The 22,963-nt window shown below is 65.4% G+C and carries 20 protein-coding genes; 17 read left to right on the top strand and 3 right to left on the bottom strand.

Annotated elements, in window-relative coordinates; genetic code table 11:
- Positions 1-63: 63 nt before the first annotated feature.
- Entirely contained in the window at positions 64-924 is an 861-nt protein-coding gene (locus OKW38_RS10390; RefSeq protein ID WP_090804648.1) for an outer membrane protein assembly factor BamD, read from the bottom strand.
- A gap of 38 nt (positions 925-962) precedes the next feature.
- Here OKW38_RS10390 and OKW38_RS10385 point away from each other — a divergent pair, with 38 nt between their 5' ends.
- The gene (locus tag OKW38_RS10385) at positions 963-2,222 is read left to right on the top strand and encodes an RluA family pseudouridine synthase (RefSeq protein WP_429361326.1); all 1,260 of its coding nucleotides are present in this window, start codon (positions 963-965) and stop codon (positions 2,220-2,222) included.
- Positions 2,219-3,082, top strand: a complete 864-nt coding sequence (pgeF, locus tag OKW38_RS10380; RefSeq protein ID WP_429361325.1) for a peptidoglycan editing factor PgeF — start codon at positions 2,219-2,221, stop codon at positions 3,080-3,082. Before OKW38_RS10385 ends, pgeF begins: the two co-directional genes overlap by 4 nt.
- 54 nt (positions 3,083-3,136) lie before the next feature.
- On the opposite strand, the gene OKW38_RS10375 is transcribed toward pgeF, so the two are convergent.
- The gene (locus OKW38_RS10375) at positions 3,137-3,358 is read right to left on the bottom strand and encodes a hypothetical protein (RefSeq protein ID WP_143037168.1); all 222 of its coding nucleotides are present in this window, start codon (positions 3,356-3,358) and stop codon (positions 3,137-3,139) included.
- Positions 3,359-3,687: 329 nt separating this feature from the next.
- Between OKW38_RS10375 and phaC the strand changes: the two genes are divergently transcribed.
- The 12 genes from phaC to OKW38_RS10315 all read left to right on the top strand — a co-directional run bounded on the left by phaC (position 3,688) and on the right by OKW38_RS10315 (position 16,452).
- On the top strand, positions 3,688-5,502 hold the full coding sequence (phaC, locus tag OKW38_RS10370; RefSeq protein WP_429363713.1) for a class I poly(R)-hydroxyalkanoic acid synthase: 1,815 nt from the start codon (positions 3,688-3,690) through the stop codon (positions 5,500-5,502).
- A gap of 196 nt (positions 5,503-5,698) precedes the next feature.
- Positions 5,699-6,880, top strand: coding sequence for an acetyl-CoA C-acetyltransferase (locus tag OKW38_RS10365; protein WP_429361324.1), 1,182 nt, complete (start codon positions 5,699-5,701; stop codon positions 6,878-6,880).
- Positions 6,881-7,107: 227 nt separating this feature from the next.
- Positions 7,108-7,848 carry a 3-ketoacyl-ACP reductase gene (locus tag OKW38_RS10360; RefSeq protein ID WP_090805746.1) on the top strand — a complete coding sequence of 247 codons (741 nt, stop codon included), beginning with the start codon at positions 7,108-7,110 and terminating at the stop codon, positions 7,846-7,848.
- A 137-nt stretch (positions 7,849-7,985) separates the two neighbouring features.
- A complete protein-coding gene (phaR, locus tag OKW38_RS10355) occupies positions 7,986-8,621 on the top strand; it encodes a polyhydroxyalkanoate synthesis repressor PhaR (protein WP_090804655.1) in 636 nt (211 codons plus the stop codon).
- Between the two features lie 273 nt (positions 8,622-8,894).
- Positions 8,895-9,938 carry a tRNA dihydrouridine synthase gene (locus tag OKW38_RS10350; RefSeq protein WP_090804657.1) on the top strand — a complete coding sequence of 348 codons (1,044 nt, stop codon included), beginning with the start codon at positions 8,895-8,897 and terminating at the stop codon, positions 9,936-9,938.
- Between the two features lie 81 nt (positions 9,939-10,019).
- Positions 10,020-11,414 carry a 30S ribosomal protein S12 methylthiotransferase RimO gene (gene rimO, locus OKW38_RS10345; RefSeq protein ID WP_429361323.1) on the top strand — a complete coding sequence of 465 codons (1,395 nt, stop codon included), beginning with the start codon at positions 10,020-10,022 and terminating at the stop codon, positions 11,412-11,414.
- A 3-nt stretch (positions 11,415-11,417) separates the two neighbouring features.
- Positions 11,418-12,368 carry a sugar kinase gene (locus OKW38_RS10340; RefSeq protein ID WP_429361322.1) on the top strand — a complete coding sequence of 317 codons (951 nt, stop codon included), beginning with the start codon at positions 11,418-11,420 and terminating at the stop codon, positions 12,366-12,368.
- An 87-nt stretch (positions 12,369-12,455) separates the two neighbouring features.
- Positions 12,456-13,640, top strand: a complete 1,185-nt coding sequence (gene bktB / locus OKW38_RS10335) for a beta-ketothiolase BktB (protein WP_429361320.1) — start codon at positions 12,456-12,458, stop codon at positions 13,638-13,640.
- A 63-nt stretch (positions 13,641-13,703) separates the two neighbouring features.
- Positions 13,704-14,369: a hypothetical protein gene (locus OKW38_RS10330; protein WP_429361319.1), complete on the top strand. Its 666-nt coding sequence runs from the start codon at positions 13,704-13,706 to the stop codon at positions 14,367-14,369.
- 84 nt (positions 14,370-14,453) lie between these two features.
- Entirely contained in the window at positions 14,454-15,638 is a 1,185-nt protein-coding gene (locus OKW38_RS10325; RefSeq protein ID WP_429336394.1) for a cystathionine beta-lyase, read from the top strand.
- Positions 15,639-15,819: 181 nt separating this feature from the next.
- The gene (locus tag OKW38_RS10320) at positions 15,820-16,269 is read left to right on the top strand and encodes a hypothetical protein (RefSeq protein WP_262419775.1); all 450 of its coding nucleotides are present in this window, start codon (positions 15,820-15,822) and stop codon (positions 16,267-16,269) included.
- Positions 16,270-16,320: 51 nt separating this feature from the next.
- Positions 16,321-16,452, top strand: a complete 132-nt coding sequence (locus tag OKW38_RS10315) for a hypothetical protein (RefSeq protein ID WP_260321381.1) — start codon at positions 16,321-16,323, stop codon at positions 16,450-16,452.
- Positions 16,453-16,530: 78 nt separating this feature from the next.
- On the opposite strand, the gene serB is transcribed toward OKW38_RS10315, so the two are convergent.
- Positions 16,531-17,370, bottom strand: coding sequence for a phosphoserine phosphatase SerB (serB, locus tag OKW38_RS10310; RefSeq protein WP_429361318.1), 840 nt, complete (start codon positions 17,368-17,370; stop codon positions 16,531-16,533).
- Between the two features lie 216 nt (positions 17,371-17,586).
- Here serB and OKW38_RS10305 point away from each other — a divergent pair, with 216 nt between their 5' ends.
- The 3 genes from OKW38_RS10305 (at position 17,587) to ligD (ending at position 22,926) form a co-directional block, all read left to right on the top strand.
- The gene (locus OKW38_RS10305; RefSeq protein ID WP_090804669.1) at positions 17,587-18,822 is read left to right on the top strand and encodes a cytochrome P450; all 1,236 of its coding nucleotides are present in this window, start codon (positions 17,587-17,589) and stop codon (positions 18,820-18,822) included.
- A 201-nt stretch (positions 18,823-19,023) separates the two neighbouring features.
- Complete coding sequence (locus OKW38_RS10300) at positions 19,024-20,061, top strand: Ku protein (protein WP_429361316.1); 1,038 nt, start codon at positions 19,024-19,026, stop codon at positions 20,059-20,061.
- Between the two features lie 48 nt (positions 20,062-20,109).
- Positions 20,110-22,926 carry a DNA ligase D gene (ligD, locus tag OKW38_RS10295; RefSeq protein WP_429361315.1) on the top strand — a complete coding sequence of 939 codons (2,817 nt, stop codon included), beginning with the start codon at positions 20,110-20,112 and terminating at the stop codon, positions 22,924-22,926.
- Positions 22,927-22,963 lie beyond the last annotated feature (37 nt).

Genomic DNA, 22,963 nt, shown 5'->3' with positions numbered 1-22,963 from the left:
CGACCGAGGTCGTGGCGTTTTCGTTTTCAGACGAAGGTCAGTGTGCCGTCGGCGCGTGAGGGCTCAGAACTGCCACCACGACTTCGCCGTGCCGGGCCGTGCGTGGCCGGTCACGTACGGGCTGTCGGGGAAGGTGCCGGCCAGCACGCGACGAGTGTCGTCGGCGAGTTGCTGGTTGTTCAGCTTCTCGTACGACAGGATCATGATGTGCAGCGCGTCTTCGATGGCCGGCGCGTTCTTGTACTCGCGCAATGCGAGCTGCGCACGGTTGATGGCGGCGACATAGGCGCCGCGGCGATAGTAGTAGTCCGCGGCGTGGACTTCGTGCGATGCGAGCGCATTCACGATGTAGCGCATGCGCTGCGCGGCGTCCGCCGCGTACTTGCTGTTCGGGAAACGGTCCACCACGACCTTGAACGCGTCATACGACTCGCGCAGCGACTTCGGATCGCGCTCGCTCATATCCTGGCCCGAGAAGCGGCCGAACAGACCGAGGTCGTCGTTGAAGTGGATCATGCCCTTCAGGTAATACGCGTAGGCGATGTCCGGATGATCCGGGTGCAGCTGGATGAAGCGGTCGATGGCCTGGTCGGCGGCGGCGTTTTCGTTGTCTTTCCAGTTGCAGTACGCGACGTTGATCTGCGCCTGCTGGGCGAAGTGGCCGAACGGGTCGCGGCCCTCGAGCAGCTCGAAATACTTCGCGCACTTGCCCCAGTCACCACCGGTCAGGGCGTCGTTCGCCTCCGTATATAATTTGTTGTTGTTCCACGCTGCCGTTTCGTCGGTCTTCTCCGGCAGGCCGTGGCAAGCCGCAACAGCGACGACGGCCGCGGCGCACGCAATGTATCCGGCCACTTTCCGGGCCGCCTTCTTGATGGCCGCCAAATTGATCGCCGCTTCAGTGATGGTGTTCAAGGCTCGCATTTTCCAGTCTAGCTTTACGTCCAGGTGACCCAGATTCAATGACCCGCTCAAATACTCCAGGCGCCGCAGGCGCCGCAGGCGCCGGGAATAGCAACAAAGATTATAGCGTAAGCGCCGACCCGGCCGACGCGTTGGGCGTCGATTCCCTCGACGACGATTTGTCCGGCGACGCGCTCGCCGCAAGCAGCCCGCAAGGCTCTGCGGCCGCGGCGGCACCCGTGCCCGTGCGCGCGGCCGACGAAGCGCCGCGCAGCGTCGTGGTACCCGACGAACTGGCCGGCGAGCGCCTCGACAAGGTGCTCGCCAAAGTATTCCCGGAGTTCTCGCGCAGCCGTCTGCAAAGCTGGATCGAGGCGCAGCGGGTGCGCGTCGACGGCAAGGCGGCGAAGATCCGCCAGCCGGTGCCGCTTGGCGCGACGATCGAGCTCGTGCCCGATCTGCTGCCCGAGCAGCTCGCCTTCACGCCCGAGCCGGTGCCGCTCGACATCGTCTACGAGGACGACACGCTCGTCGTCATCAACAAGCCGGCCGGCATGGTCGTGCATCCGGCGGCTGGCAACTGGAGCGGCACCGTGCTGAACGGGCTGCTCTACCGCTATGGCGAGTCCGCGGCGGGTCTGCCGCGCGCGGGCATCGTGCATCGGCTCGACAAGGAGACCTCGGGGCTGATGGTGGTCGCGCGCACGCTCGAGGCGCAGACCGACCTCGTGCGCCAGTTGCAGGCGCGCACGGTCAAGCGCCGCTACCTCGCGCTCGTGTGGGGCAACCTGCCCGACAAAGGCACGATCGACGCGCCGATCGGCCGCGATCCGCGCGAGCGCACGCGCATGGCCGTGGTGACGGGCGCGGCCGGCAAGCCGGCGCGCACGCATTTCCGGCGCGTGGCCTCGGCGATCTGGCAGCGTCAGCCGGTCACGGCGATTCACTGCGATCTGGAGACGGGGCGCACGCATCAGATTCGCGTGCATTGCGCGCACATCGGTCATCCGTTGCTCGGCGATCCCGTGTACGGACGCGCGCGCGGCAAGCGCTCGGTCACGCCGCTGCCAGACGGCTTCGCGCGCCAGGCGCTGCACGCGTGGCGGCTCGGCCTGATTCATCCGAAGACCGGCCGCTCGATGCAATGGCGCGCCGAGGTGCCGGCCGACATCGAGGCGTTGTCGGCCGCGCTCGGTCTGGGTCGCGACGACGCGGGCGAGTTCGACGATGCGTATGGCGAGGATGAGGACTACGATGCATCGGTCGACGACGGCGCGTACGATGAAGACAGCGACCACGACGAGGACGATCACGCATGAGCACCAATCTCCCGGAGCTGGGTTTTGCCGATGTCGTGCAACCCGCATGGAACGTGTCGCCGCGCGTGCGCGCGCTCGTGACCACCCGCGACGGCGGCGTCAGCAACGCGCCGTTCGGCCGCTGGCGCGACGGCGCCGACCAGCCCGGCGGGCTGAATCTGGGCATGAAGACCGGCGACGATCCCGCCGCGGTCGCGAGCAATCGCGCACGGCTCGTCGCGCTTGCCGGTGTTCGCGAGGCCGCGTGGCTCGAACAGATCCATGGCGCCGGCATCGTCCGCGCCGAGGATGCGATCGCGCACGCGCGCGAGCATGGTGCGCCGGCGCGCGCCGACGCGAGCGTCACCGATGGCGCGGGCATCGCGTGCGTCGTCATGGTCGCCGATTGCATGCCGGTGCTGTTGTGCGACGAAGCGGGGCGCGCGGTCGGCGCCGCGCATGCCGGGTGGCGCGGACTCGCGGCGGGCATCGTCGAGCAGACCGCCGCGCGGGTCGCGGCGCTGGCGGGTGTGCGGGCGAACGCGCTGCATGCGTACCTCGGGCCGTCGATCGGGCCCACCGCATTCGAAGTCGGCGCAGACGTGCGTGACGCCTTCATGACCGGTGCCGACGATGCACAACGCGACGCGACCGCGCAGGCGTTCGTCGCGCATCCCGCGAATGCCGGCAAATATCTCGCCGATCTGCCGGCGCTGGCGCGCCTGCGCCTGCAGCGGCTCGGCCTTACGCGCATCAGCGGCGGCGATCTGTGCACGGTCACGTTGCGCGAGCGTTTTTATTCGTATCGCCGTGATCGCGAGACCGGTCGCATGGCCGCGTTGATCTGGATCGACGAACAGGCGCAATCAATTGCCGATTAATTCGGGATGGCGCGCGGGCGCATCTTGTCATACTTTTAAAATCGAGCCGTGGTTTTATTTCGCGTGAATGCGCACCGGGTCGTTATTCGCGAATGCCACTGCCGACCCGTCGCTGACGGCCCGTTCCCCGGCCTTCACACGCATTTTTTGTTGCGCTGCCGGAAGGCCCGCCGATAGCGCGAATCGCCCGCCGGCTGTGTGGGCGACCGAACGAATAAATATGCTTAAGTGCCATGCGCCCTTGGAGTTTTTCGGATTTACCCGCGGCAGGGTCATTTGACTCGTTAAAGCGCGATTTGCCATACAGGGAAAACGATAATTAAAAAACTATCGCACTGCGGCAAAATCGGGAGCAAGCATTGACATGCCTTGTGATGGGGAGCAAGAATGTTCCTTCTAAGCTCCTCCTCGTTCATGGGACAGGGCGTGACGAAGTCGCGAGCAATCGCCACATGCGCACGGACCTGCCTCTCAACCCGTCCGCAAGGACTTACCGGTCAAAAGCAGGTATGGCAGCATCTCATTCCTCAGCTTCCCCCAGCACCGACTCCTCGAAGGAGCAGACGCAGCAGGCCGGTACGAGCGGTGCATCGTCAGCCGCAGGCATGCAGCAATTTCTCGACGCCTGGATGAACGCCTGGCGTTCGTTCGGCGCGCAGCCCAATGGCTCGGCATTTCAGATGCCCTCAATGCCGCAGATGCCGGACCTTGCACAGATAACGGCGGGCTTCCCGCAAATACCGGCGTTTCCCGGCATGCCCGACTTCAGCAAGCTGGCCGCCGGTGCGTTGCCGTCGTTGCCGGGGCTGAGCATTCCCACCGCCGCGATTCCGCCCGAGCGTTTGCAGAAGCTGCAGACCGACTATTCGCGCGAGGCGATGGAGCTGATCCAGCAGGCCACCACGTCGGCGATCAAGGCGCCCGAGCTCAAGGACCGGCGCTTTAGCGCGGACGCCTGGAGCGCGGCGCCCGCCTACGCGTTCACCGCCGCGTGGTATCTGCTGAACGCGCGCTATCTGCAGCAGATGGTCGATGCGCTCGATACCCAGCCGAAAACCCGCGAGCGCATTCGCTTCGCGGTCCAGCAGTGGACCGCGGCGGCCTCGCCGAGCAATTTCTTCGCGCTGAATCCCGAAGCGCAGAAAACGCTGCTCGACAGTAAAGGCGAGAGCTTGCGCCAGGGCGTGATGAACCTTCTCACCGATATGCAGCGCGGCAAGATTTCCCAAACCGACGAATCGCGTTTCGCGGTCGGCGAGAACCTCGCGAACACCGAAGGCTCGGTCGTGTTCGAGAACGATCTGCTGCAACTGATCCAGTACAAGCCGCGCACGGCGACCGTGCGCGAGCGGCCGCTCCTGATCGTGCCGCCGTGCATCAACAAGTACTACATTCTCGACCTGCAACCCGAAAACTCGCTCGTCGCGCACGGGCTCGATTCGGGCCATCAGGTGTTCCTGATTTCGTGGCGCAACGCGGATCAGTCCATCGCGCACAAGACGTGGGACGACTACATCGGCGAGGGTGTGCTCACCTCGATCGACACCGTGCGCAAGATCAGCGGCCGCGAGCAGATCAATACGCTCGGCTTTTGCGTCGGCGGCACGATGCTCGCCACCGCGCTCGCGGTGGCTGCGGCGCGCGGCGAACATCCGGCCGCGTCGATGACGCTGCTCACCGCGATGCTCGACTTCTCCGACACGGGCGTGCTCGACGTGTTCGTCGACGAGGCGCACGTGCAGATGCGCGAGCAGAGCATCGGCGGCAAGAACGGCGCGCCGCCGGGACTGATGCGCGGCGTCGAGTTCGCGAACACGTTCTCGTTCCTGCGCCCGAACGACCTCGTGTGGAACTACGTCGTCGACAGTTACCTGAAGGGCCGCACGCCGGTACCGTTCGACCTGCTGTACTGGAACAGCGACTCGACCAGTCTGCCTGGGCCGATGTACGTCTGGTATCTGCGCAACACGTATCTCGAGAACAAGCTGCGCGAGCCCGGGGCGCTGACCACCTGCGGCGAGCCGATCGATCTGTCGAAGATCGACGTGCCGACCTTCATCTACGGTTCGCGCGAAGACCATATCGTGCCGTGGCAAACCGCGTATGCGTCGGCGCCGCTGCTGACCGGGCCGCTAAAGTTCGTGCTCGGCGCATCGGGCCATATCGCCGGCGTGATCAATCCGCCCGCGAAGAAGAAGCGCAGCTTCTGGAAGCTCGATACCGACGCGAACACGCTGCCCGAAAGCGCGGACGAATGGTTCGACGCGGCGACCGAAGTGCCCGGCAGCTGGTGGCCGGAATGGACCGACTGGCTCGATCAGTACGGCGGCAAGAAAGTGAAGCCGCGCGCCAATTTGGGCTCCGACGAATTCCCGGTCATCGAGCCGGCGCCGGGCCGCTACGTGCGGCAACGGGAGTAGGTTCACGCACGGGTTCGACGCGCGCGTACGACATTGCTGTCGACGTCGGCATAGTGCGCAGTCGGCCGGTGCATAGGTGTTTGGCAGGTGAATGAGCGTCTGGTTGATGAAGGCGTGAGAGCAACGCAAGTTGCAACGCAATTTTTAACGTAACGGGCTGTGGCGCAGTTGGCCGGGATGCCCGGAGGATATGGAAATGACTGATGTTGTGATCGTATCGGCCGCTCGTACTGCAGTGGGCAAGTTTGGTGGGTCGCTGGCGAAGATTGCCGCACCTGAACTCGGCGCGCTCGCGGTGCGCGCCGTGCTCGAACGGGCAGGCGTGAAGCCGGAACAGGTGAGCGAAGTTATTCTGGGCCAGGTGCTGACGGCGGGCTCCGGTCAGAACCCCGCGCGTCAGGCGCTGATCAAGGCGGGTTTGCCGTCGGCCGTGCCGGGCATGACGATCAACAAGGTCTGCGGCTCAGGTCTGAAGGCCGTGATGCTCGCGGCCAACGCGATCATCGCCGGTGACGCGGACATCGTCGTGGCAGGCGGCCAGGAAAACATGAGCGCCGCGCCGCACGTGCTGCCGGGTTCGCGCGACGGTTTCCGCATGGGCGACGCGAAGCTGATCGACTCGATGATCGTCGACGGCCTGTGGGACGTCTACAACCAGTACCACATGGGCGTGACGGCCGAGAACGTCGCGAAGGAGCACGGCATCACGCGCGGACAGCAGGACGCGTTCGCGGCGCTGTCGCAGAACAAGGCGGAAGCCGCGCAGAAGGCGGGGCGCTTCAACGACGAAATCGTGCCGGTCGAGATTCCGCAACGCAAGGGCGAGCCGCTGCGCTTCACCACCGACGAATTCGTGCGTCATGGCGTGACGGCCGAATCACTCGCGAGCCTGAAGCCGGCGTTCTCGAAGGAAGGCACGGTCACGGCGGCCAACGCATCGGGTCTGAACGACGGCGCAGCCGCGGTGCTCGTGATGTCGCTGAAAAAAGCGGAAGCGCTCGGCCTCACGCCGCTCGCGCGCATCAAGGCATACGCGAACGCGGGTGTCGATCCGAAGGTGATGGGTATGGGCCCGGTACCGGCTTCGCGCCGTTGCCTCGAGCGCGCGGGCTGGACGCCGGCCGATCTCGACCTGATGGAAATCAACGAAGCGTTTGCCGCGCAGGCGCTCGCCGTGCACAAGCAGATGGGCTGGGACACGTCGAAGATCAACGTGAACGGCGGCGCGATCGCGATCGGCCACCCGATCGGCGCGTCCGGTTGCCGGATTCTCGTCACGCTGCTGCACGAAATGCAGAAGCGCGATGCGAAGAAGGGTCTGGCGTCGCTGTGTATCGGCGGCGGCATGGGTGTCGCGCTCGCGGTCGAGCGCGTTTAAAGTACGCTGGGTACGCCGCGCGCATTCGCGACCGGTCGCGCGCGGTCTTCGCCGGCACAGGCATCTGGCCGCGCGGCACGCCAACTGGCGGCGCGGCGCGTTGCAACAGGTGACTCGTGTCGGCAGTGCGCGTTGCCAGACGGTCGCCCGGCGGCAACGCGAACCAGCATCAGGCGAGGCACGAGGCCGCCGGCAGGCGCCTCGACAACGATAACGGAGTGTGGTTTATGACACAGCGAATTGCGTACGTAACGGGCGGCATGGGCGGCATCGGCACCAGCATCTGCCAGCGTCTGCACAAGGAAGGCTTCAGGGTGATCGCCGGCTGCGGCCCGAATTCGCCGCGCCGTGCGAAGTGGCTCGACGAGCAGAAGGTACTCGGCTACGACTTCGTCGCCTCCGAGGGTAACGTCGGTGACTGGCAATCGACCAAGGATGCATTCGACAAGGTCAAGGCCGAAGTCGGCGAGATCGACGTGCTGGTCAACAATGCCGGCATCACGCGCGACGTCGTGTTCCGCAAGATGACGCACGAAGACTGGACGGCGGTGATCGACACCAATCTGACCAGCCTGTTCAACGTCACCAAGCAGGTGATCGACGGCATGGTCGAGCGTGGCTTTGGCCGGGTGATCAACATTTCGTCGGTGAACGGCCAGAAGGGCCAGTTCGGCCAGACCAATTATTCGACCGCGAAGGCCGGCATTCACGGCTTTACGATGTCGCTCGCGCAGGAAGTGGCGACCAAGGGCGTGACGGTCAACACCGTGTCGCCGGGCTACATCGGCACCGACATGGTCAAGGCGATCCGCCCGGACGTGCTGGAAAAAATCGTCGCGACGATTCCGGTGCGCCGCCTCGGTCAGCCGGACGAAATCGGCTCGATCGTCGCGTGGCTTGCGTCGGAAGAATCGGGCTTCGCCACGGGTGCCGATTTTTCGCTGAACGGCGGCTTGCATATGGGCTGAGCCATCGGCGCGCCGGACCGGAAGGCGGCGCGCTTCGGCTCAGATGGTTTCGCCGGCGTCCCGGCTGCGCAATGGATCCCGTTGCACAGCCCGGACGCCGTTTCCGCGTTTGCTTAACTCGAGCTTAAAGGCGTTACATGACTACTACTACAAAGAAAACGGCCGAACGACTGATCAAGAAATATCCGAATCGTCGGCTCTACGACACCGAGACGAGTACCTACATCACGCTGACTGATGTGAAGCAACTCGTGCTCGATCAGGAAGATTTCAAGGTGATCGATGCCAAAAGCAACGAGGACCTGACGCGCTCGATCCTGCTGCAGATCATTCTCGAAGAAGAGAGCGGCGGCCTGCCGATGTTCTCGTCGTCGATGCTGTCGCAGATCATCCGGTTCTACGGTCATGCGATGCAAGGCATGATGGGCACGTATCTGGAAAAGAACATCCAGGCCTTCATCGACATTCAGGCGAAGCTTGCCGACCAGTCGAAGAATCTCTATGAAGGCAAGGCGATGAACCCCGAAGTCTGGTCGCAGTTCATGAACATGCAGGCGCCGATGATGCAGGGCATGATGACCAGCTACATCGAGCAATCGAAGAACATGTTCGTGCAGATGCAGGAGCAGATGCAGAATCAGGCGAAGACCATGTTCGCCACGTTCCCGTTTACGCCGGGCGGCGCGGTCAATGCGAGCAATGCGAGCAATGCGAGCAATGCGAGCAATGCGCCGGCCACGCCGCAGGCCAATCCGGAGACGGAGAAGAAGTGAAGGAGTGAATGGCGGCGAGCTCGCGGGAGTGCAGCCGCCGACGCGCTACAATGGCGGCCCGCGCGGGGGGACGCTTTTCCGTCGGAACCGGATTCCGGCCGCGGCTCGATATCCGTTGCGTCCACTGCCGGCACACCGCTGCTTGCGCCGTTACCGTTTCTTCCGCTGGACCCGTCCTATGTTTCAGACCGTCTCCCTGATCGCGTCAGCGTCTTCCGTTGCGAAGGCCGCGCGGATCATTCTGCTCTGACCCGCCGTTCACCCACACCGCTCATGAGCCGGCTGTTTCTCGCCCCGATGGAAGGGCTCGCTGACTATGTGCTGCGCGACGTGCTGACGAGCGCGGGCGCTTTCGACGGCTGCGTGTCCGAGTTCATCCGCATCACAGGCTCGCTGCTGCCAACCCGCGTCTACGAGCGCGAGGCGCCCGAAATCCTGCACGCGAGCGTGACCGCCAGCGGCACGCCGATGGTGATCCAGCTGCTCGGCAGCGATCCCGAGTGGATGGCACGCAATGCCGCGTACGCGGCCATGCTGTCGCCCTACGGTATCGACCTGAACTTCGGCTGTCCCGCCAAAGTCGTCAATCAGCACGGCGGCGGCGCGATGCTGCTCGCGAACCCGAAGTTGCTGAACCAGATCGTCTCGGCCGTGCGCGCCGCGGTGCCTGCCGATATCGCGGTGACGGCAAAAATGCGCCTCGGCGTGTCCGACACGTCGCAGGCGATCGAATGCGCGCAGGCGCTCGCGGACGGCGGCGCGGCCTCGCTCGTCGTGCATGCGCGCACGCGCGACGACCGCTATCGGCCGCCTGCGCACTGGGAGTGGATCGCGCGCATCGACGACGCCGTCGACGTGCCCGTCATCGCGAACGGCGAAGTCTGGACGGTGGCGGACTGGCAGCGTTGCCGCTCGGTCAGCGGCTGCGCGGACGTGATGATCGGGCGCGGCGCCGTGTCGGATCCGTTCCTCGCGCAGCGAATCCGCGGGCTCGTCGACCCGTGTCCATCTGCCGACGAATGGCAGCAGGTGCTGGGTTCGATCGTCGGCTACATGAACAAGCTGCGGGCGCATGGCACGCTGACCCATGAGCACGGCCGCGTCAAGAAGTGGCTCAGCTACCTGCAGCGGACCTGGCCGCAAGCCGCCGAACTGCATGCGGCGATCCGGCGAGTGCAGGACTCTGACGAAATTCTTACGGTAATCGGCCAGGCGCTGGCGGCCGGAGACGCGTCGGCGCCCACGCGTCAGCACCTTTCCAGCGACGAAAATAGTGAGCTGAATCAACCCGGTCCTGCCGAACCCATCCCGGTTTGAAGACTAGAATTCAAAGACTTACGAGCGGTGGCGGTGGCGAACCGCTACAATTCAGGGTTTAACGTCTTCAAGCGGTTCCCCATGTCTTCCACCCCCTCGAACGCTCCGGCCGGGCCGGGCGCCACGCCGAAAGTCGGCTTCGTCTCTCTCGGCTGCCCCAAGGCCCTCGTCGATTCCGAGCAGATCATCACCCAGTTGCGCGCCGAAGGCTACGAAATCTCCGGCACCTATGACGGCGCGGACCTCGTGGTCGTCAACACCTGCGGCTTCATCGACGAAGCCGTGCAGGAAAGCCTCGACGCGATCGGCGAAGCGCTCAACGAAAACGGCAAGGTGATCGTCACCGGCTGCCTCGGCGCGAAGAAGAGCGCGAGCGGCTCGGGGCTGATCGAGGAAGTGCATCCGAAGGTACTCGCCGTAACCGGCCCACACGCGCTCGGCGAGGTGATGCAGGCGGTGCACAGCCATCTGCCGAAGCCGCACGATCCGTTCGTCGATCTGGTGCCCGCCGCGGGCGTCAAGCTCACGCCGCGCCACTACGCGTACCTGAAGATTTCCGAAGGCTGCAATCACCGCTGCACGTTCTGCATCATCCCGTCGATGCGCGGCGATCTGGTGTCGCGCCCGGTCGCGGAAGTGATGCTCGAAGCGGAGAACCTGTTCAAGTCCGGCGTGAAGGAACTGCTCGTGATCTCGCAGGACACGAGCGCATATGGCGTCGACGTCAAATACCGCACCGGTTTCTGGAACGGCAAGCCGATCAAGACGCGCATGACGGATCTGGTCGCCGCGCTCGGCGAACTCGCCGCGCAATATGGTGCGTGGGTGCGCCTGCATTACGTGTATCCGTATCCGAGCGTCGACGAAGTGATTCCGATGATGGCCGGGGGTCCGTACAAGGGCCACGTGCTGCCGTATCTCGACGTGCCGTTCCAGCACGCACATCCGGAAGTGCTGAAGCGCATGAAGCGCCCGGCCAACGCCGAGAAGGTGATGGAGCGCGTCAAGGCCTGGCGCGAGACCTGCCCCGATCTGACGATCCGCAGCACGTTCATCGCCGGCTTTCCGGGCGAGACCGAAGAGCAGTTCGAGACACTGCTCGATTTCATCCGCGAGGCGGAGCTCGATCGCGTCGGCTGTTTCGCGTATTCGCCGGTCGAAGGCGCGAGCGCGAATGAACTCGACGGCGCGCTGCCCGATGAAGTGCGTGAGGAACGTCGCGCGCGCTTCATGGAAGTGGCCGAGCAGGTGTCGGCCAAGCGCATCGCGAGGAAGGTCGGCAAGACACTGAAGGTGCTCGTCGACGAAATCAACGCGGACGGCGGCATCGGCCGCACCGCGGCGGATGCGCCGGAGATCGACGGCGTCGTCTATATCGCGCCGTCCGCCAAGGCGTCGAAGCGCTACAAGGTCGGCGATTTCGTATCGGTGAAGATCACCGGCGCGGACGGCCACGATTTGTGGGGCGAGGTCTAAGCGATGACGCACAGCGCGGCCGCACAGCCTGAAGCTCACACACCGGACATCCTCGCGCTCGGCGAGGCGATGATCGAATTCAACCAGTCGGCGAAGGATCAACCGAACTACTTGCAAGGCTTCGGCGGCGACACGTCGAACTTCTGCATTGCGGCCGCGCGCCAGGGTGCGAGGACCGGTTTCGTGTCGGCGGTCGGCGCCGATCATTTCGGACGCCTGCTGGTCGATCTGTGGGAGCGCGAGCAGGTCGACACGTCGTTCGTGCGCATCGATGCGCAAGCGTCGACCGGCGTCTATTTCGTGTCTCACGGCCCCAACGGCCACGCGTTCGACTATCTGCGCGCGGGCTCGGCGGCGAGCCGCTATGCACCCGCCGATCTGCCGCGCGACGCGCTCGCGGCGGCGAAGGTCGTCCATCTGTCCGGCATCAGTCTCGCGATCAGCGTCAGCGCCTGCGACGCCGCGCTCGAAGCGATCGCGCATGCGCGCGCGAATGGCGCGCGCGTGAGCTTCGACACCAATCTGCGTCTTAAGCTGTGGCCGCTGGCGCGGGCGCGCGCGGTGATGCTCGAGGCGATCCGCCAGACTGACATCTGCCTGCCGAGCTGGGACGATGTGACCGAACTGACGGGGCTGACCGGCCGTGACGAGATCGTCGATTTTCTGCTGTCGCATGGTCCGGGCGTGATCGCGCTGAAGCTCGGCAAGGACGGCTCGTATATCGCGACGCCGAACGAGCGGCGCGTCGTGCCGGGCCATGTCGTCGACGTGGTCGATGCGACCGGCGCCGGCGACTGCTTCGGCGGCGCCTTTATCGCGCGCATCGTCGCGGGCGACGATCCATTTGCCGCCGCGCGTTACGCGAACGTTGCCGCCGCGCTGTCCACGCAAGGTTATGGCGCGGTCGCGCCGATTCCGTCGCGCGAGACAGTCGAGCGGCGGCTGGCGAACTAGGTTTTACGTAAGCCGCGCGCGGCGCAGCATGGCCCGCGCTGGTGCAATCATTCAGGCAGACTGGAGAGACAACAGGAGGGACAAGCGATGCAACGGGACGTAGTGGTGGTAAGTGGTGTGCGCACGGCAATCGGCACGTTCGGCGGCAGCCTGAAGGATTTCGCGCCGACCGATCTCGGCGCGCGCGTGGTGCGCGAAGTGCTCGAGCGCGCGAGCGTGTCGGGCGACGAAGTCGAACACGTCGTGTTCGGCAACGTCGTGCACACCGAGCCGAAAGACATGTATCTCGCGCGCGTCGCGGCAATCAACGGCGGGGTCGCGCAGCATACGCCCGCGCTGACCGTGAACCGGCTGTGCGGCTCGGGCTTGCAGGCCATCGTGTCGGCCGCGCAAAGCGTGCTGCTCGGCGATGCCGATATCGCGATCGGCGGCGGCGCTGAAAACATGAGCCGCGCGCCTTACTCGATGCCGGCCGCGCGCTTCGGACAGCGCATGGGCGACGCGCGTCTCGTCGACATGATGGTCGGCGCGCTCAACGATCCTTTCCAGTCGATCCACATGGGCGTGACCGCCGAGAACGTCGCGCGCAAGTACGAGATCTCGCGCGACGCGCAGGACGCGCTCGCGCTCGAGTCGCATCGTCGCGCGGCCCACGCGATCACGAGCGGCTACTTCAAGGAACAGATTCTGCCGATCACGATTGCGTCGAAGAAGGGCGACGTCGTGTTCGACACCGACGAGCACGCGCGGCTGAACGCAACCGCGGAAGACTTCTCGAAGCTGAAGCCGGTGTTCGTGAAGGACAACGGCACGGTGACGGCGGGCAACGCGTCGGGCATCAACGACGCGGCCGCGGCCGTCGTGCTGATGGAGCGTAGCGTCGCCGAGCGGCGCGGCGTGAAGCCGTTGGCGCGACTCGTGTCGTACGCGCATGCGGGCGTCGATCCCGCGTACATGGGCATCGGCCCGGTGCCGGCGAGTCGCAAGGCGCTCGAGCGGGCGGGTCTCACGGTCGCCGATCTCGACGTGATCGAGGCCAACGAGGCCTTCGCCGCGCAGGCCTGCGCGGTCAGCAAGGAGCTCGGCTTCGATCCGGCCAAGGTCAATCCGAACGGATCGGGCATTTCGCTCGGCCATCCGATCGGCGCGACCGGCGCGCTGATCACCGTGAAGGCGCTGTACGAGCTGCAGCGCATCGGCGGGCGCTATGCACTCGTCACGATGTGCATCGGCGGCGGGCAGGGGATCGCGGCGGTTTTCGAGCGTCTGTGACCGCGCACGGCAGGCCGGCGCGATATAGGTGGCAAGCAGGAACCAGCAACAAGGATCGACGGGATGCAGGAAGCGAAAGTGACGAAGGGTTCGGCAACGCGCGCCTTGCGCCGGCGCGCCGGCGTGGTGGTGAGCGCCGCCGCGCTGTTGTGTACGGGCACGGTGCTGTGGATGCCGTCGCAGGCGTGGGCGGAAAGCGATGCGGTCAAGGCACTGGCCGCGCCGCCGCCGATCCAGTTGCCGCTGAAACCGAGCCTCGAGTTCGCGAAGTTTCCGCGCTACGTGGGCACGCTCGGCGCGCGGCCGATCGTGCTGCGGCTCGGGCCCAAGACCGACGATCCATCTGGCGTGCACGGCGAGTATCAGTACACCGATAGCGGCGAGGTGATTCTGATCGCCGGCGATCGCGACGGCGATACGCTCGAAGTCGAGGAATCGAACGACGGCACGCATATCACCGGCAACTGGGTCGGCAAGTTCGCGGCGGACGGCTCGCTCGAAGGCGACCGCATGAACGTCGACGATTCGAACCCTCAGGAATTCAACCTGAAGCCGCTGGCGGCAGGGCAGGCGGTGCCGTTGGCCGGTTCGGCCGGCGGTGCGGCGACGAGGCCTGCAGCCCCCTCACCGCAACCGGCCGGGGCCAACGGCGCGGCGGCTCCCGCGCCGGCACCCGCTGCCGGCGGGCACCCAGTGGGCGGCGTCAGCAACCTGCAAACGGGCTACTGATGCGCACGCGCGCCGGGCATCCGGAATCGCGCAGCGCGGCCGTTGCTTCAGGCTCGCTTGACTATGTTTTTCACCGAGCTTCACATGACTGAATCCACATTCAAACATGGCCTGCAGACCCGCATCGTGCGTGCCGAGGACCAGATCACGCCGGGCTTCGAATCGTTCTCGACGCCCGTCACGCGCGCGTCGACGGTGGTGTTTCCCGACCTCGCCGCGATGCGCGCGCTCGACTGGAAAAACGACGCGCAATGGCGCTACGGCCTGCATGCGACGCCGACGCAGATCGCGCTCGCTCAGCGCCTCGCCGCGATCGAGGGCGGCAATCATGCGCTGCTGCAGCCGTCGGGGCTGTCGTCGATCTCGAACGTCTACTTCGGCCTCGTGAAGGCCGGCGACGACGTGCTGATTCCCGATAACGTGTACTCGCCGAACCGCGACCACGGCGACTGGCTCGCGCGCGATTTCGGTATCACGGCGCGCTACTACGATCCGCTGATCGGCGCGGGCATCGCCAGTCTGATCCAGCCGAACACGCGCCTGATCTGGATCGAGGCGCCCGGCTCGGTGACGATGGAAGTGCCCGACGTACCGGCCATCACGGCGGCGGCGCGCGCGCGCAAGGTCGTCACCGCGATCGACAACACGTGGTCCGCGGGCCTCGCGTTCCGGCCGTTCGACCACGGCGTCGACATCTCGGTGCAGGCGCTGACCAAATACCAATCGGGCGGCGGCGACGTGCTGATGGGCGCGACGATCACGGTCGACCACGACGTGCATGTGAAGCTGAAGGCGGCGCGCATGCGCATGGGCATCGGCGTGTCCTCGGACGACTGCTCGCTGATCCTGCGCAGCCTGCCGAGTATGCAGTTGCGTTTCGCGCAGCACGATCGCGTGGCGCTGTCGCTCGCGACGTGGTTGAAGAGCCGGCCGGAAGTCGTCGCGGTGTTGCATCCGGCGCTCGGTGACTGTCCGGGGCACGAAGTGTACAAGCGCGATTTCAGCGGCGCGGGCGGACTGTTCTCGGTGGTGTTCGACGAACGGTACAGCGCGGCGCGGATCGACACGTTTTGCGAGTCGCTCGAACTGTTTTCGCTCGGCTGGAGCTGGGGCGGCGCGCATAGCCTCGCGATGCCGTACGACATCGCGTCGATGCGCACTGCGGCGCAGTGGCCGCGTCGCGGCACGCTGGTGCGCTTCTATATCGGTCTGGAAGACGAGGCGGACCTGCGTGCGGATATCGAGCAGAGCCTGGCCAAGCTGGCTTAACACGCGTTAGCCCTGTTCGACACGTTGTTCGAGAAGCCCGCCGGGATGTGTTCCCGGCGGGCTTTTTTGTTGCCCTGAGTATCAGGCAGACCCGACCGTTCGGCCGAATGTTCGATGCCGCGGCGCGACGCTACGATCGTGTGCTTGACGGAACGTTGCGGCGCTCGGGGGAGGGGCTTGGATGAATCTTTTCTTCTGGCTGTTGCTGAACCTTGCGGTGCCGATTGCCGGGCCGATCTTTACGCTCGCGCTCGTCGCGCCCGCGTATGGCTGGCGCGTTGCCAGGACGATGATTGCGGCGTCGGTCAAGGACGGGCAACTGTTCTGGTGTGCGATCGGACTTTGCGCCGCCGCGATTTATGAGGCGGTGATGGCCTTGGAGCAGGGCAGCGGGGAGACGTCGATGCTTGCGTTGGGGATCGTTGGGTTCTGCGGGTTGGCGTTCGCCTGTTCCATAGCCGTGATGGCGTGCTTACTCAAGGTGCGGCGGGACGGCTTCGCCATCGTTATCGATCACCGGCAGACCGAGTCCGTGGTTGGCGCGCTATCACGTGGGGCGATAGGCACGTCAATTTTCATGACCTGCCTGGCGGCGCTTCTATCCGCGGCCCTGCACATTTACCTCAATTAGTTTTATTGGATAGTGCAGCTCTTATACTTGTTCTGTCTTGTGGAGGAGCTTATGAAACAATTTATCCTGTCATTGGAAATAGGCAAAAATCACGATCGCATCATGAAGGGCGTATTGATCTTCAGCATCCTGATTTCCATCGGCATGTTCGCGCTGTTCTTGCCGGCCATTTTCAACAGATAACGCAACGGTTCGCGCGGCTCGCTAGCGCGTCGGTCGTTGTGCCGACGCGAGCGATAACGGATCCCTCGAGCGCCAGCCTCAAACCAACCGCAACAAACCGTCCAGTCCAACGAAATTGAACGACACGCTGGCTGCTTCCCGCACCACCGGCTTCGCCCGGAATGCAACGGAGAGTCCCGCTTCGGCCATCATTTTCAGGTCGTTCGAGCCGTCGCCCATCGCAATTGCGCGCGACGGTTCGATGCCGAGCGTCGCGCAGGTTTCGCGCAGCGTGCGCGCTTTCACCTCGGCATTGACGATTTCGCCCATCACATTGCCGGTCAGCTTGCCGTCGATGATTTCAAGCGTGTTCGCGCGCGTGAAATCGAGCCCAAGGCGCGTCTTCAGCTTCGCGGTGAAGAACGTGAAGCCGCCCGACACGAGCAGCGTTTTCAGGCCCGCCTGTTTCGCGCCGGCCAGCATGCGTTCGGCGCCCGGCGACAACCGCAGCCGCTCCTCGTACACGCGCTCGAGCGCGCTGGCGTCGAGCCCTTTCAGCAGCGCGACCCGACGAATCAGGCTCTCGTTGAAGTCCTTGATCTCACCGCGCATCGCAGCCTCGGTGATCGCCGCGACTTCGGCTTTGAGCCCGCAGAAATCGGCGATTTCGTCGATGCACTCGATCGTGATCAGCGTCGAATCCATGTCCATCGCGACGAGGCCGAAGTCGCTCAACTGGCGGCCGGTTTCGACAAACGCGTAGTCGAGTCGATGCGCATAGCAATACGCTTCGACGTCGGCGCGTTGCGCGCGGTTCGCGTCGGCGATGCGAATCGCGTGCTCGTCGATGACGGCGGCGTGCGAGCCGCGTGCGAGCGCGACGAGCGTTTTGTGGTGGTCGGCGCAAAGGGGGGCGACGCTTTGAATGACGAGGTTCATGGACGACCGGTGACGCGGGAAGAAAGAGGCGCGTGGCGCGCGGAAAATCCCGCTATTGTATCGGTTCTGTGCGTTGGCCCGTCGCCGGCGGCTGGTCGTCGCGTTGGCTGAACCCGGCGTCCGGCGCATCGCCGTAACGGAGCAGGCCGAACGAATACGCTCACACGAACCCACCACCCCACCCTGGCGCAACAAGACGCCCCACGGAGACAACGCATGACCCCGGCAACCGCCAGCGAGGCATCCTCCCTTGCCCGCGACTTCGATCTGCGTCATCTGAGCCCGGCGTTCTACGCCGATCCCTATCCGGTCTATCACGCACTGCGCAGCTATGAGCCAATCCGGCGCATGCCCGACGGCTCGCTGTTCCTGACGCGCTTTCGCGACGTGCAGGCGGTCTACCGCGACCCCAAGACCTTCAGCTCCGACAAGACCGTCGAGTTCCGCCCGAAATACGGCGACTCTCTGCTCTACGCGCATCACACCACGAGTCTCGTGTTCAACGATCCACCGCGCCATACGCGGGTGCGCAAGCTGATCGCCGGCGCGCTGACCGCGCGCGCGATCGCGGCGATGGAGCCCGCCCTGATCCGGCTCGTCGACGGCCTGCTCGATGCGGCCGCGCAGCGCGGGCGTATCGATCTGATCGGCGAATTCGCGGCGGCGATTCCGGTCGAGGTCATCGGCAATCTGCTCGAGGTGCCGCACGATGAACGCGCGCCGTTGCGCGACTGGTCGCTCGCGATACTGGGCGCGCTCGAGCCGTCGCTGACCGACGCGCAGTTCGAGCGTGGCAATCGCGCGGTCAGCGAATTCGTCGACTATCTGCGCGGCCTCGTCGCACGACGCCGCCGCGAGCCGGGCGATCCGCAGCACGACGTGCTGACGCGGCTGATCCAGGGGGAGGGGCCGCACGAGCAGCTATCTGAAGCCGAACTGCTGCAGAACTGCATTTTCATCCTGAACGCCGGGCATGAAACGACCACCAACCTGATCGGCAACGGACTCGTCACGCTGAGCGAGTGGTCTGACGAGCGTGCCGCGCTGCTGCGCGAGCCGGAGTTGATCGGCACCGCGGTCGAGGAGTGCCTGCGCTTCGAGAGTTCGAACCAACTCGGCAATCGCATGGCCACCGTCGATACCGAGATCGGCGGCGTCGCGCTCGCGCGCGGCACGCCGGTCACGCTGTGCATCGGCGCGGCCAATCGCGATCCCGAGCAGTTTGCCGAGCCGGACCGCTTCGATATCCGCCGCGACCCGAACCGGCATCTCGCGTTCGGGTTCGGGATTCATCAGTGCGCGGGTCTGTCGCTGGCGCGGCTGGAGGCGCGGATTGCGATCGGGCGCTTCGTGCAGCGCTTCCCGGCGTATCGCGTCGATGGTGAGCCGACGCGGGGCGCTCGCGTGCGGTTTCGCGGGTTTGCGTCGGTACCGGTCCTGCTCGAGCCTTGATGCGGGCGCCGCATAGACCGCGCGCACCAGGAAAACCGTAGGTTTTGCCGCCTCGTCGCAAGACTTACAACCCCATGACGGCACACCGCCGAGCCGACCCGCTCCTGCTTTACGCGTGGCGGCAGTGTCGAGCGCGCCGAAACGCGGGCACGCTTGCTGCTTCGCCTGAGATCTCAGGGCCATGGGACAGGGGAGCGCGCGATGGCACACATGATCTGGAAGGGCGCAATCAGTTTCGGGCTCGTCCACGTACCGGTGCAGCTTTATCCGGCGACGCAGTCGGAGAAGGTCGGCTTCAATCTGCTCGACAAGCGCACGATCGATCCGATCGGCTACAAGCAGTTCAACAAGCGGACCGGCAAGGACGTGACCCGCGACAACATCGTGCGCGGCTTCGAGTACGAGAAGGATCACTACGTCGTGCTGTCGGACGACGAAATCCGCTCGGCGAACCCCGAGTCGACGCAGACGGTCGACATCCTCGCGTTCGTCGACGCCCCCGACATCTCGTTTCTCTATCTCGATACGCCGTATTTCCTGACGCCCGACCGCAAGGGTGAAAAAGTCTATGCGCTATTGCGCGAGGCGATGACGGCGTCGGGCAAGATCGGCGTCGCCAGTGTCGTGCTGCACAACAAGCAGCATCTGGCGGCGCTGATTCCGCTCGGTCCGATGCTCGCGCTGAACACGCTGCGCTGGGCCGACGAGGTGCGCAATTTCGACGAATTCAACGTGCCGCCCGAAGGCATGAAGGCCGTCGGCGTGTCGGCGAAAGAACTCGACATGGCGAAAAAGCTGATCGACGACATGAGCGAGACGTGGGACCCGATGCAGTATCACGATACGTTTCGCGACGACATCATGGCGCTCGTCGAGCGCAAGATCCAGGCGGGCAAGACCGAGGAGGTCGTCGAGGTCGAAACGCCGCACGAGTCGCGCAAGTCCGCCGACATTCTCGACCTGTCCGATCTGCTGCGCCGCAGTCTTGGCCGCGGCAAGGGCAAGCAGGCCACCACGGGCCGCAAGCGCGCCGCCGACGAGGACGAGGATCAGAGCGATAGCGAGGCCGAGTCCGATGAAGAGGCGGCCGCGCCCGCGCGCAAAAAGCCGCGCGCGGCAAGCACGGCGCGCAGTCGCAGCGGTAGCGGCGGCAGCGGCGGGAGCGGCGGGAGCGGCGGGAGCGGGCGCGCGACGTCGAAAACCACCGCAACGTCCCGCAAACGGCGCGCGGCGGCCTGAGCGCGCGGCCGAGCCGTCTATGGCACCAAACGCACCGGAGTCATCGCCATGAACGACCGGCTCGAGCACTATCATCGCAAGCGCCGCTTCGAGGACACGCCGGAGCCGGCCGGCGCGACGACCCGCGAGCGCGCCGCGAGCAAGACCGGCAAGCGCGCGACGCGTGCCGCGCCCGATACGCTCTCCTACGTGATCCAGGAGCACGACGCGCGGCGTCTGCACTACGACTTCCGGCTCGAACTGAACGGCGCGCTGCTGTCGTGGGCGGTTCCGAAGGGGCCGAGCCTCGACCCGTCGGTCAAGCGGCTCGCGGTGCACGTCGAGGACCATCCGGTCGAATACGGTACCTTCGAGGGCGAGATTCCGCCCGGCAACTACGGCGCGGGTACCGTGATCGTGTGGGATCGCGGCACATGGGAGCCGGCGGGCGGCGCGGCCGAAGCCGCGCGGTCGTATGCGGCCGGCAAGCTCAAGTTTCATTTGCACGGCGAGAAGCTACATGGCGGCTGGACGCTCGTACGGAGCCACATGCGCGGCAGCGGCGACAAGGAGCAATGGCTGCTGATCAAGGAGCGCGACGAGGAAGCGCGCGACGAAAGCGACTACGACGTGCTGAAGAAGCTGCCGGGCAGCGTGCTGGCCGACGGGGCTTCGAAAGGCAGGAAAACGAAGCAATCGAAAGCGCAGACGAAAACCTCGCGCGACGGCAAGGCCACGAGCGCGGGCAAGCCGGCGAAATCCGCATCCTCGCGCCGCGCAGCCGATCCCAAACGCCCCGACCTCGTCGCGACGCGCAGCGCGCAGTCGCTACGCGAACTCGCCGCATCGCCATCGATCGAAGGCACGGTCGCAGCGGCCTTGCCCGCGAGCCTGAAGCCGGAGCTGGCGACGCTCGTCGACAGCGCGCCGCCAGGCGATGACTGGCTCTACGAAATCAAGTTCGACGGCTACCGCGTGCTCGCGCGCATCGACCACGCGTCGAAAGCGAAGGGCGGTGCCGTCAGCGTTTTCACGCGCAACGGCAACGATTGGACCGCAAAGTTCAGCAAGCAGATCGAGGCTTTCGCGGCACTCGATGTGCAAAGCGCGTGGCTCGACGGCGAAGCGGTCGTGCTCGATGAACGCGACGTGCCGAACTTCCAGTTGCTGCAAAACGCGTTCGATGCGCATCGCCCGCAGGACATCGTGATCTATCTGTTCGATCTGCCGTTTCTGAACGGCTACGACCTGCGCGACGTGCCGCTCGAACAGCGCCGCGCGATTTTGCGGGCGCTGCTCGAAGGCGTCGACGATCGCGTGCTGCGCTTTTCGAACGACTTCGCGTTCAGCGCCGACGAGCTGCTCAGGAGCGCGTGCGACATGGCGCTCGAAGGCATCATCGGCAAGCGGCGTGACAGCAGCTATGTGTCGGGCCGCTCGCCGTCGTGGATCAAGCTGAAGTGCCGGCGCCGCCAGGAGTTCGTGATCGGCGGCTATTCGGAGCCGGGCGGCAGCCGCTCGGCGTTCGGCGCGCTGCTGCTCGGCGTCTACGACGCCGATGGCCGGCTGCAGTACGCAGGCCGCGTCGGCACCGGCTTCGACGCCGCGCTGCTGCGCTCGGTCAAACAGGCGCTCGACGCGCACGCGAGCAAGCGCATGCCGTTCGCGAGCACACCGCGCGAGCGCAGCCGCACGCCCGTGCATTGGGTCGAGCCGGTGCTCGTTGCCGAATGCAACTTCGCCGAATGGACGGGCGACGGCATCGTGCGCCAGGCGTCGTTCGTCAGCCTGCGCGACGACAAGCCGGCCCGCCAGATCGTCAGGGAAACCGCCCGACAAGGAGTCGACGTGCAACAGCAAACCGAAACCGCCACCGCCGATACGCCGCAAACAGGCGCGCCGAAAAAACGCGCAACCAGCAAGACCGCCAGTGCCGCCAGACCCGCCGCCAAGGAAAGCGCACCCGCCCGAACCACGGCAACGCGCTCGCGTGCACAGAGCGAAATCGCCGGCGTGCGCATCTCGCATCCCGATCGCGTGATCGACAAAGAGAGCGGCGCAAGCAAACTCGAACTGGTGCGGTACTACGAATCAATCGCCGAATGGATGCTGCCGCATCTGCGCGAGCGGCCCGTCGCGCTGGTGCGCGCGCCCGAGGATATCGGCGGTGAGCTGTTCTTCCAGAAGCACAGCCAGAAGCTGTCGATTCCGCACGTCACGCAGCACGAGGGACTCGATCCGGGCCATCCTCCGCTGATCACGATCGACACGCTCGCCGCGCTGGTCGGCGCCGCGCAGATGGGCACCGTCGAGTTTCATACGTGGAATGCGGTTGCGTCGAATATCGAAAAGCCCGATCGCATGGTGTTCGATCTCGACCCGGACCCCTCGCTCGGCTGGGAACGCATGGTCGAGGCCGCGCAACTGACCCGCTCGCTGCTCGACGAACTGGGCCTGAAGTCGTTCTGCAAGACGAGCGGCGGCAAGGGCTTGCACGTGGTCGTGCCGCTCGCGAAGCAGGCCGGCTGGGACGAAGTGAAGGATTTCTCGCAGGCGGTCGCGCAGCACATGGCGACGACGCTGCCGCAGTACTTCAGCGCCAAGATGGGCGCGCAGAATCGCAAGAAAAAGATTTTCATCGACTATCTGCGCAACAACCGTGGCTCGAGCACGGTGGCCGCATTCTCGGCGCGCGCGCGGCCGGGGCTCGGGGTGTCGGTGCCGCTCGCGTGGGACGAACTGGAGAGCACGACGAGCGGCGATCAATGGGGCATCCGCAACGTCCACGAGCGCGTGGACGGCCTCGGAAACGACCCGTGGGCCGGCTACGCAAAGACGCGTCAGCGCATCACCGCGGCGATGAAAAAACGTCTGGGCGTCGCGTGATGAGCGCGCGTCCGGGTGGCTGAATCCAACCCGCGAG

It is taken from the genome of Paraburkholderia sp. MM5496-R1, from assembly GCF_050436205.1.
GTDB lineage: Bacteria > Pseudomonadota > Gammaproteobacteria > Burkholderiales > Burkholderiaceae > Paraburkholderia > Paraburkholderia tuberum.
Note: the sequence above shows the minus strand (reverse complement) of the source record. Positions and strands in the feature narration are given on the sequence as shown.

Excerpts from the sequence above, each read along its gene's own strand:
- OKW38_RS10390 (WP_090804648.1), bottom strand. The coding sequence starts at position 924 with ATGCGAGCCTTGAACACCATCACTGAAGCGGCGATCAATTTGGCGGCC.
- OKW38_RS10385 (WP_429361326.1), top strand. The coding sequence starts at position 963 with ATGACCCGCTCAAATACTCCAGGCGCCGCAGGCGCCGCAGGCGCCGGG.
- pgeF (WP_429361325.1), top strand. The coding sequence starts at position 2,219 with ATGAGCACCAATCTCCCGGAGCTGGGTTTTGCCGATGTCGTGCAACCC.
- OKW38_RS10375 (WP_143037168.1), bottom strand. The coding sequence starts at position 3,358 with ATGACCCTGCCGCGGGTAAATCCGAAAAACTCCAAGGGCGCATGGCAC.
- phaC (WP_429363713.1), top strand. The coding sequence starts at position 3,688 with ATGCAGCAATTTCTCGACGCCTGGATGAACGCCTGGCGTTCGTTCGGC.
- OKW38_RS10365 (WP_429361324.1), top strand. The coding sequence starts at position 5,699 with ATGACTGATGTTGTGATCGTATCGGCCGCTCGTACTGCAGTGGGCAAG.
- OKW38_RS10360 (WP_090805746.1), top strand. The coding sequence starts at position 7,108 with ATGACACAGCGAATTGCGTACGTAACGGGCGGCATGGGCGGCATCGGC.
- phaR (WP_090804655.1), top strand. The coding sequence starts at position 7,986 with ATGACTACTACTACAAAGAAAACGGCCGAACGACTGATCAAGAAATAT.
- OKW38_RS10350 (WP_090804657.1), top strand. The coding sequence starts at position 8,895 with ATGAGCCGGCTGTTTCTCGCCCCGATGGAAGGGCTCGCTGACTATGTG.
- rimO (WP_429361323.1), top strand. The coding sequence starts at position 10,020 with ATGTCTTCCACCCCCTCGAACGCTCCGGCCGGGCCGGGCGCCACGCCG.
- OKW38_RS10340 (WP_429361322.1), top strand. The coding sequence starts at position 11,418 with ATGACGCACAGCGCGGCCGCACAGCCTGAAGCTCACACACCGGACATC.
- bktB (WP_429361320.1), top strand. The coding sequence starts at position 12,456 with ATGCAACGGGACGTAGTGGTGGTAAGTGGTGTGCGCACGGCAATCGGC.
- OKW38_RS10330 (WP_429361319.1), top strand. The coding sequence starts at position 13,704 with ATGCAGGAAGCGAAAGTGACGAAGGGTTCGGCAACGCGCGCCTTGCGC.
- OKW38_RS10325 (WP_429336394.1), top strand. The coding sequence starts at position 14,454 with ATGACTGAATCCACATTCAAACATGGCCTGCAGACCCGCATCGTGCGT.
- OKW38_RS10320 (WP_262419775.1), top strand. The coding sequence starts at position 15,820 with ATGAATCTTTTCTTCTGGCTGTTGCTGAACCTTGCGGTGCCGATTGCC.
- OKW38_RS10315 (WP_260321381.1), top strand. The coding sequence starts at position 16,321 with ATGAAACAATTTATCCTGTCATTGGAAATAGGCAAAAATCACGATCGC.
- serB (WP_429361318.1), bottom strand. The coding sequence starts at position 17,370 with ATGAACCTCGTCATTCAAAGCGTCGCCCCCCTTTGCGCCGACCACCAC.
- OKW38_RS10305 (WP_090804669.1), top strand. The coding sequence starts at position 17,587 with ATGACCCCGGCAACCGCCAGCGAGGCATCCTCCCTTGCCCGCGACTTC.
- OKW38_RS10300 (WP_429361316.1), top strand. The coding sequence starts at position 19,024 with ATGGCACACATGATCTGGAAGGGCGCAATCAGTTTCGGGCTCGTCCAC.
- ligD (WP_429361315.1), top strand. The coding sequence starts at position 20,110 with ATGAACGACCGGCTCGAGCACTATCATCGCAAGCGCCGCTTCGAGGAC.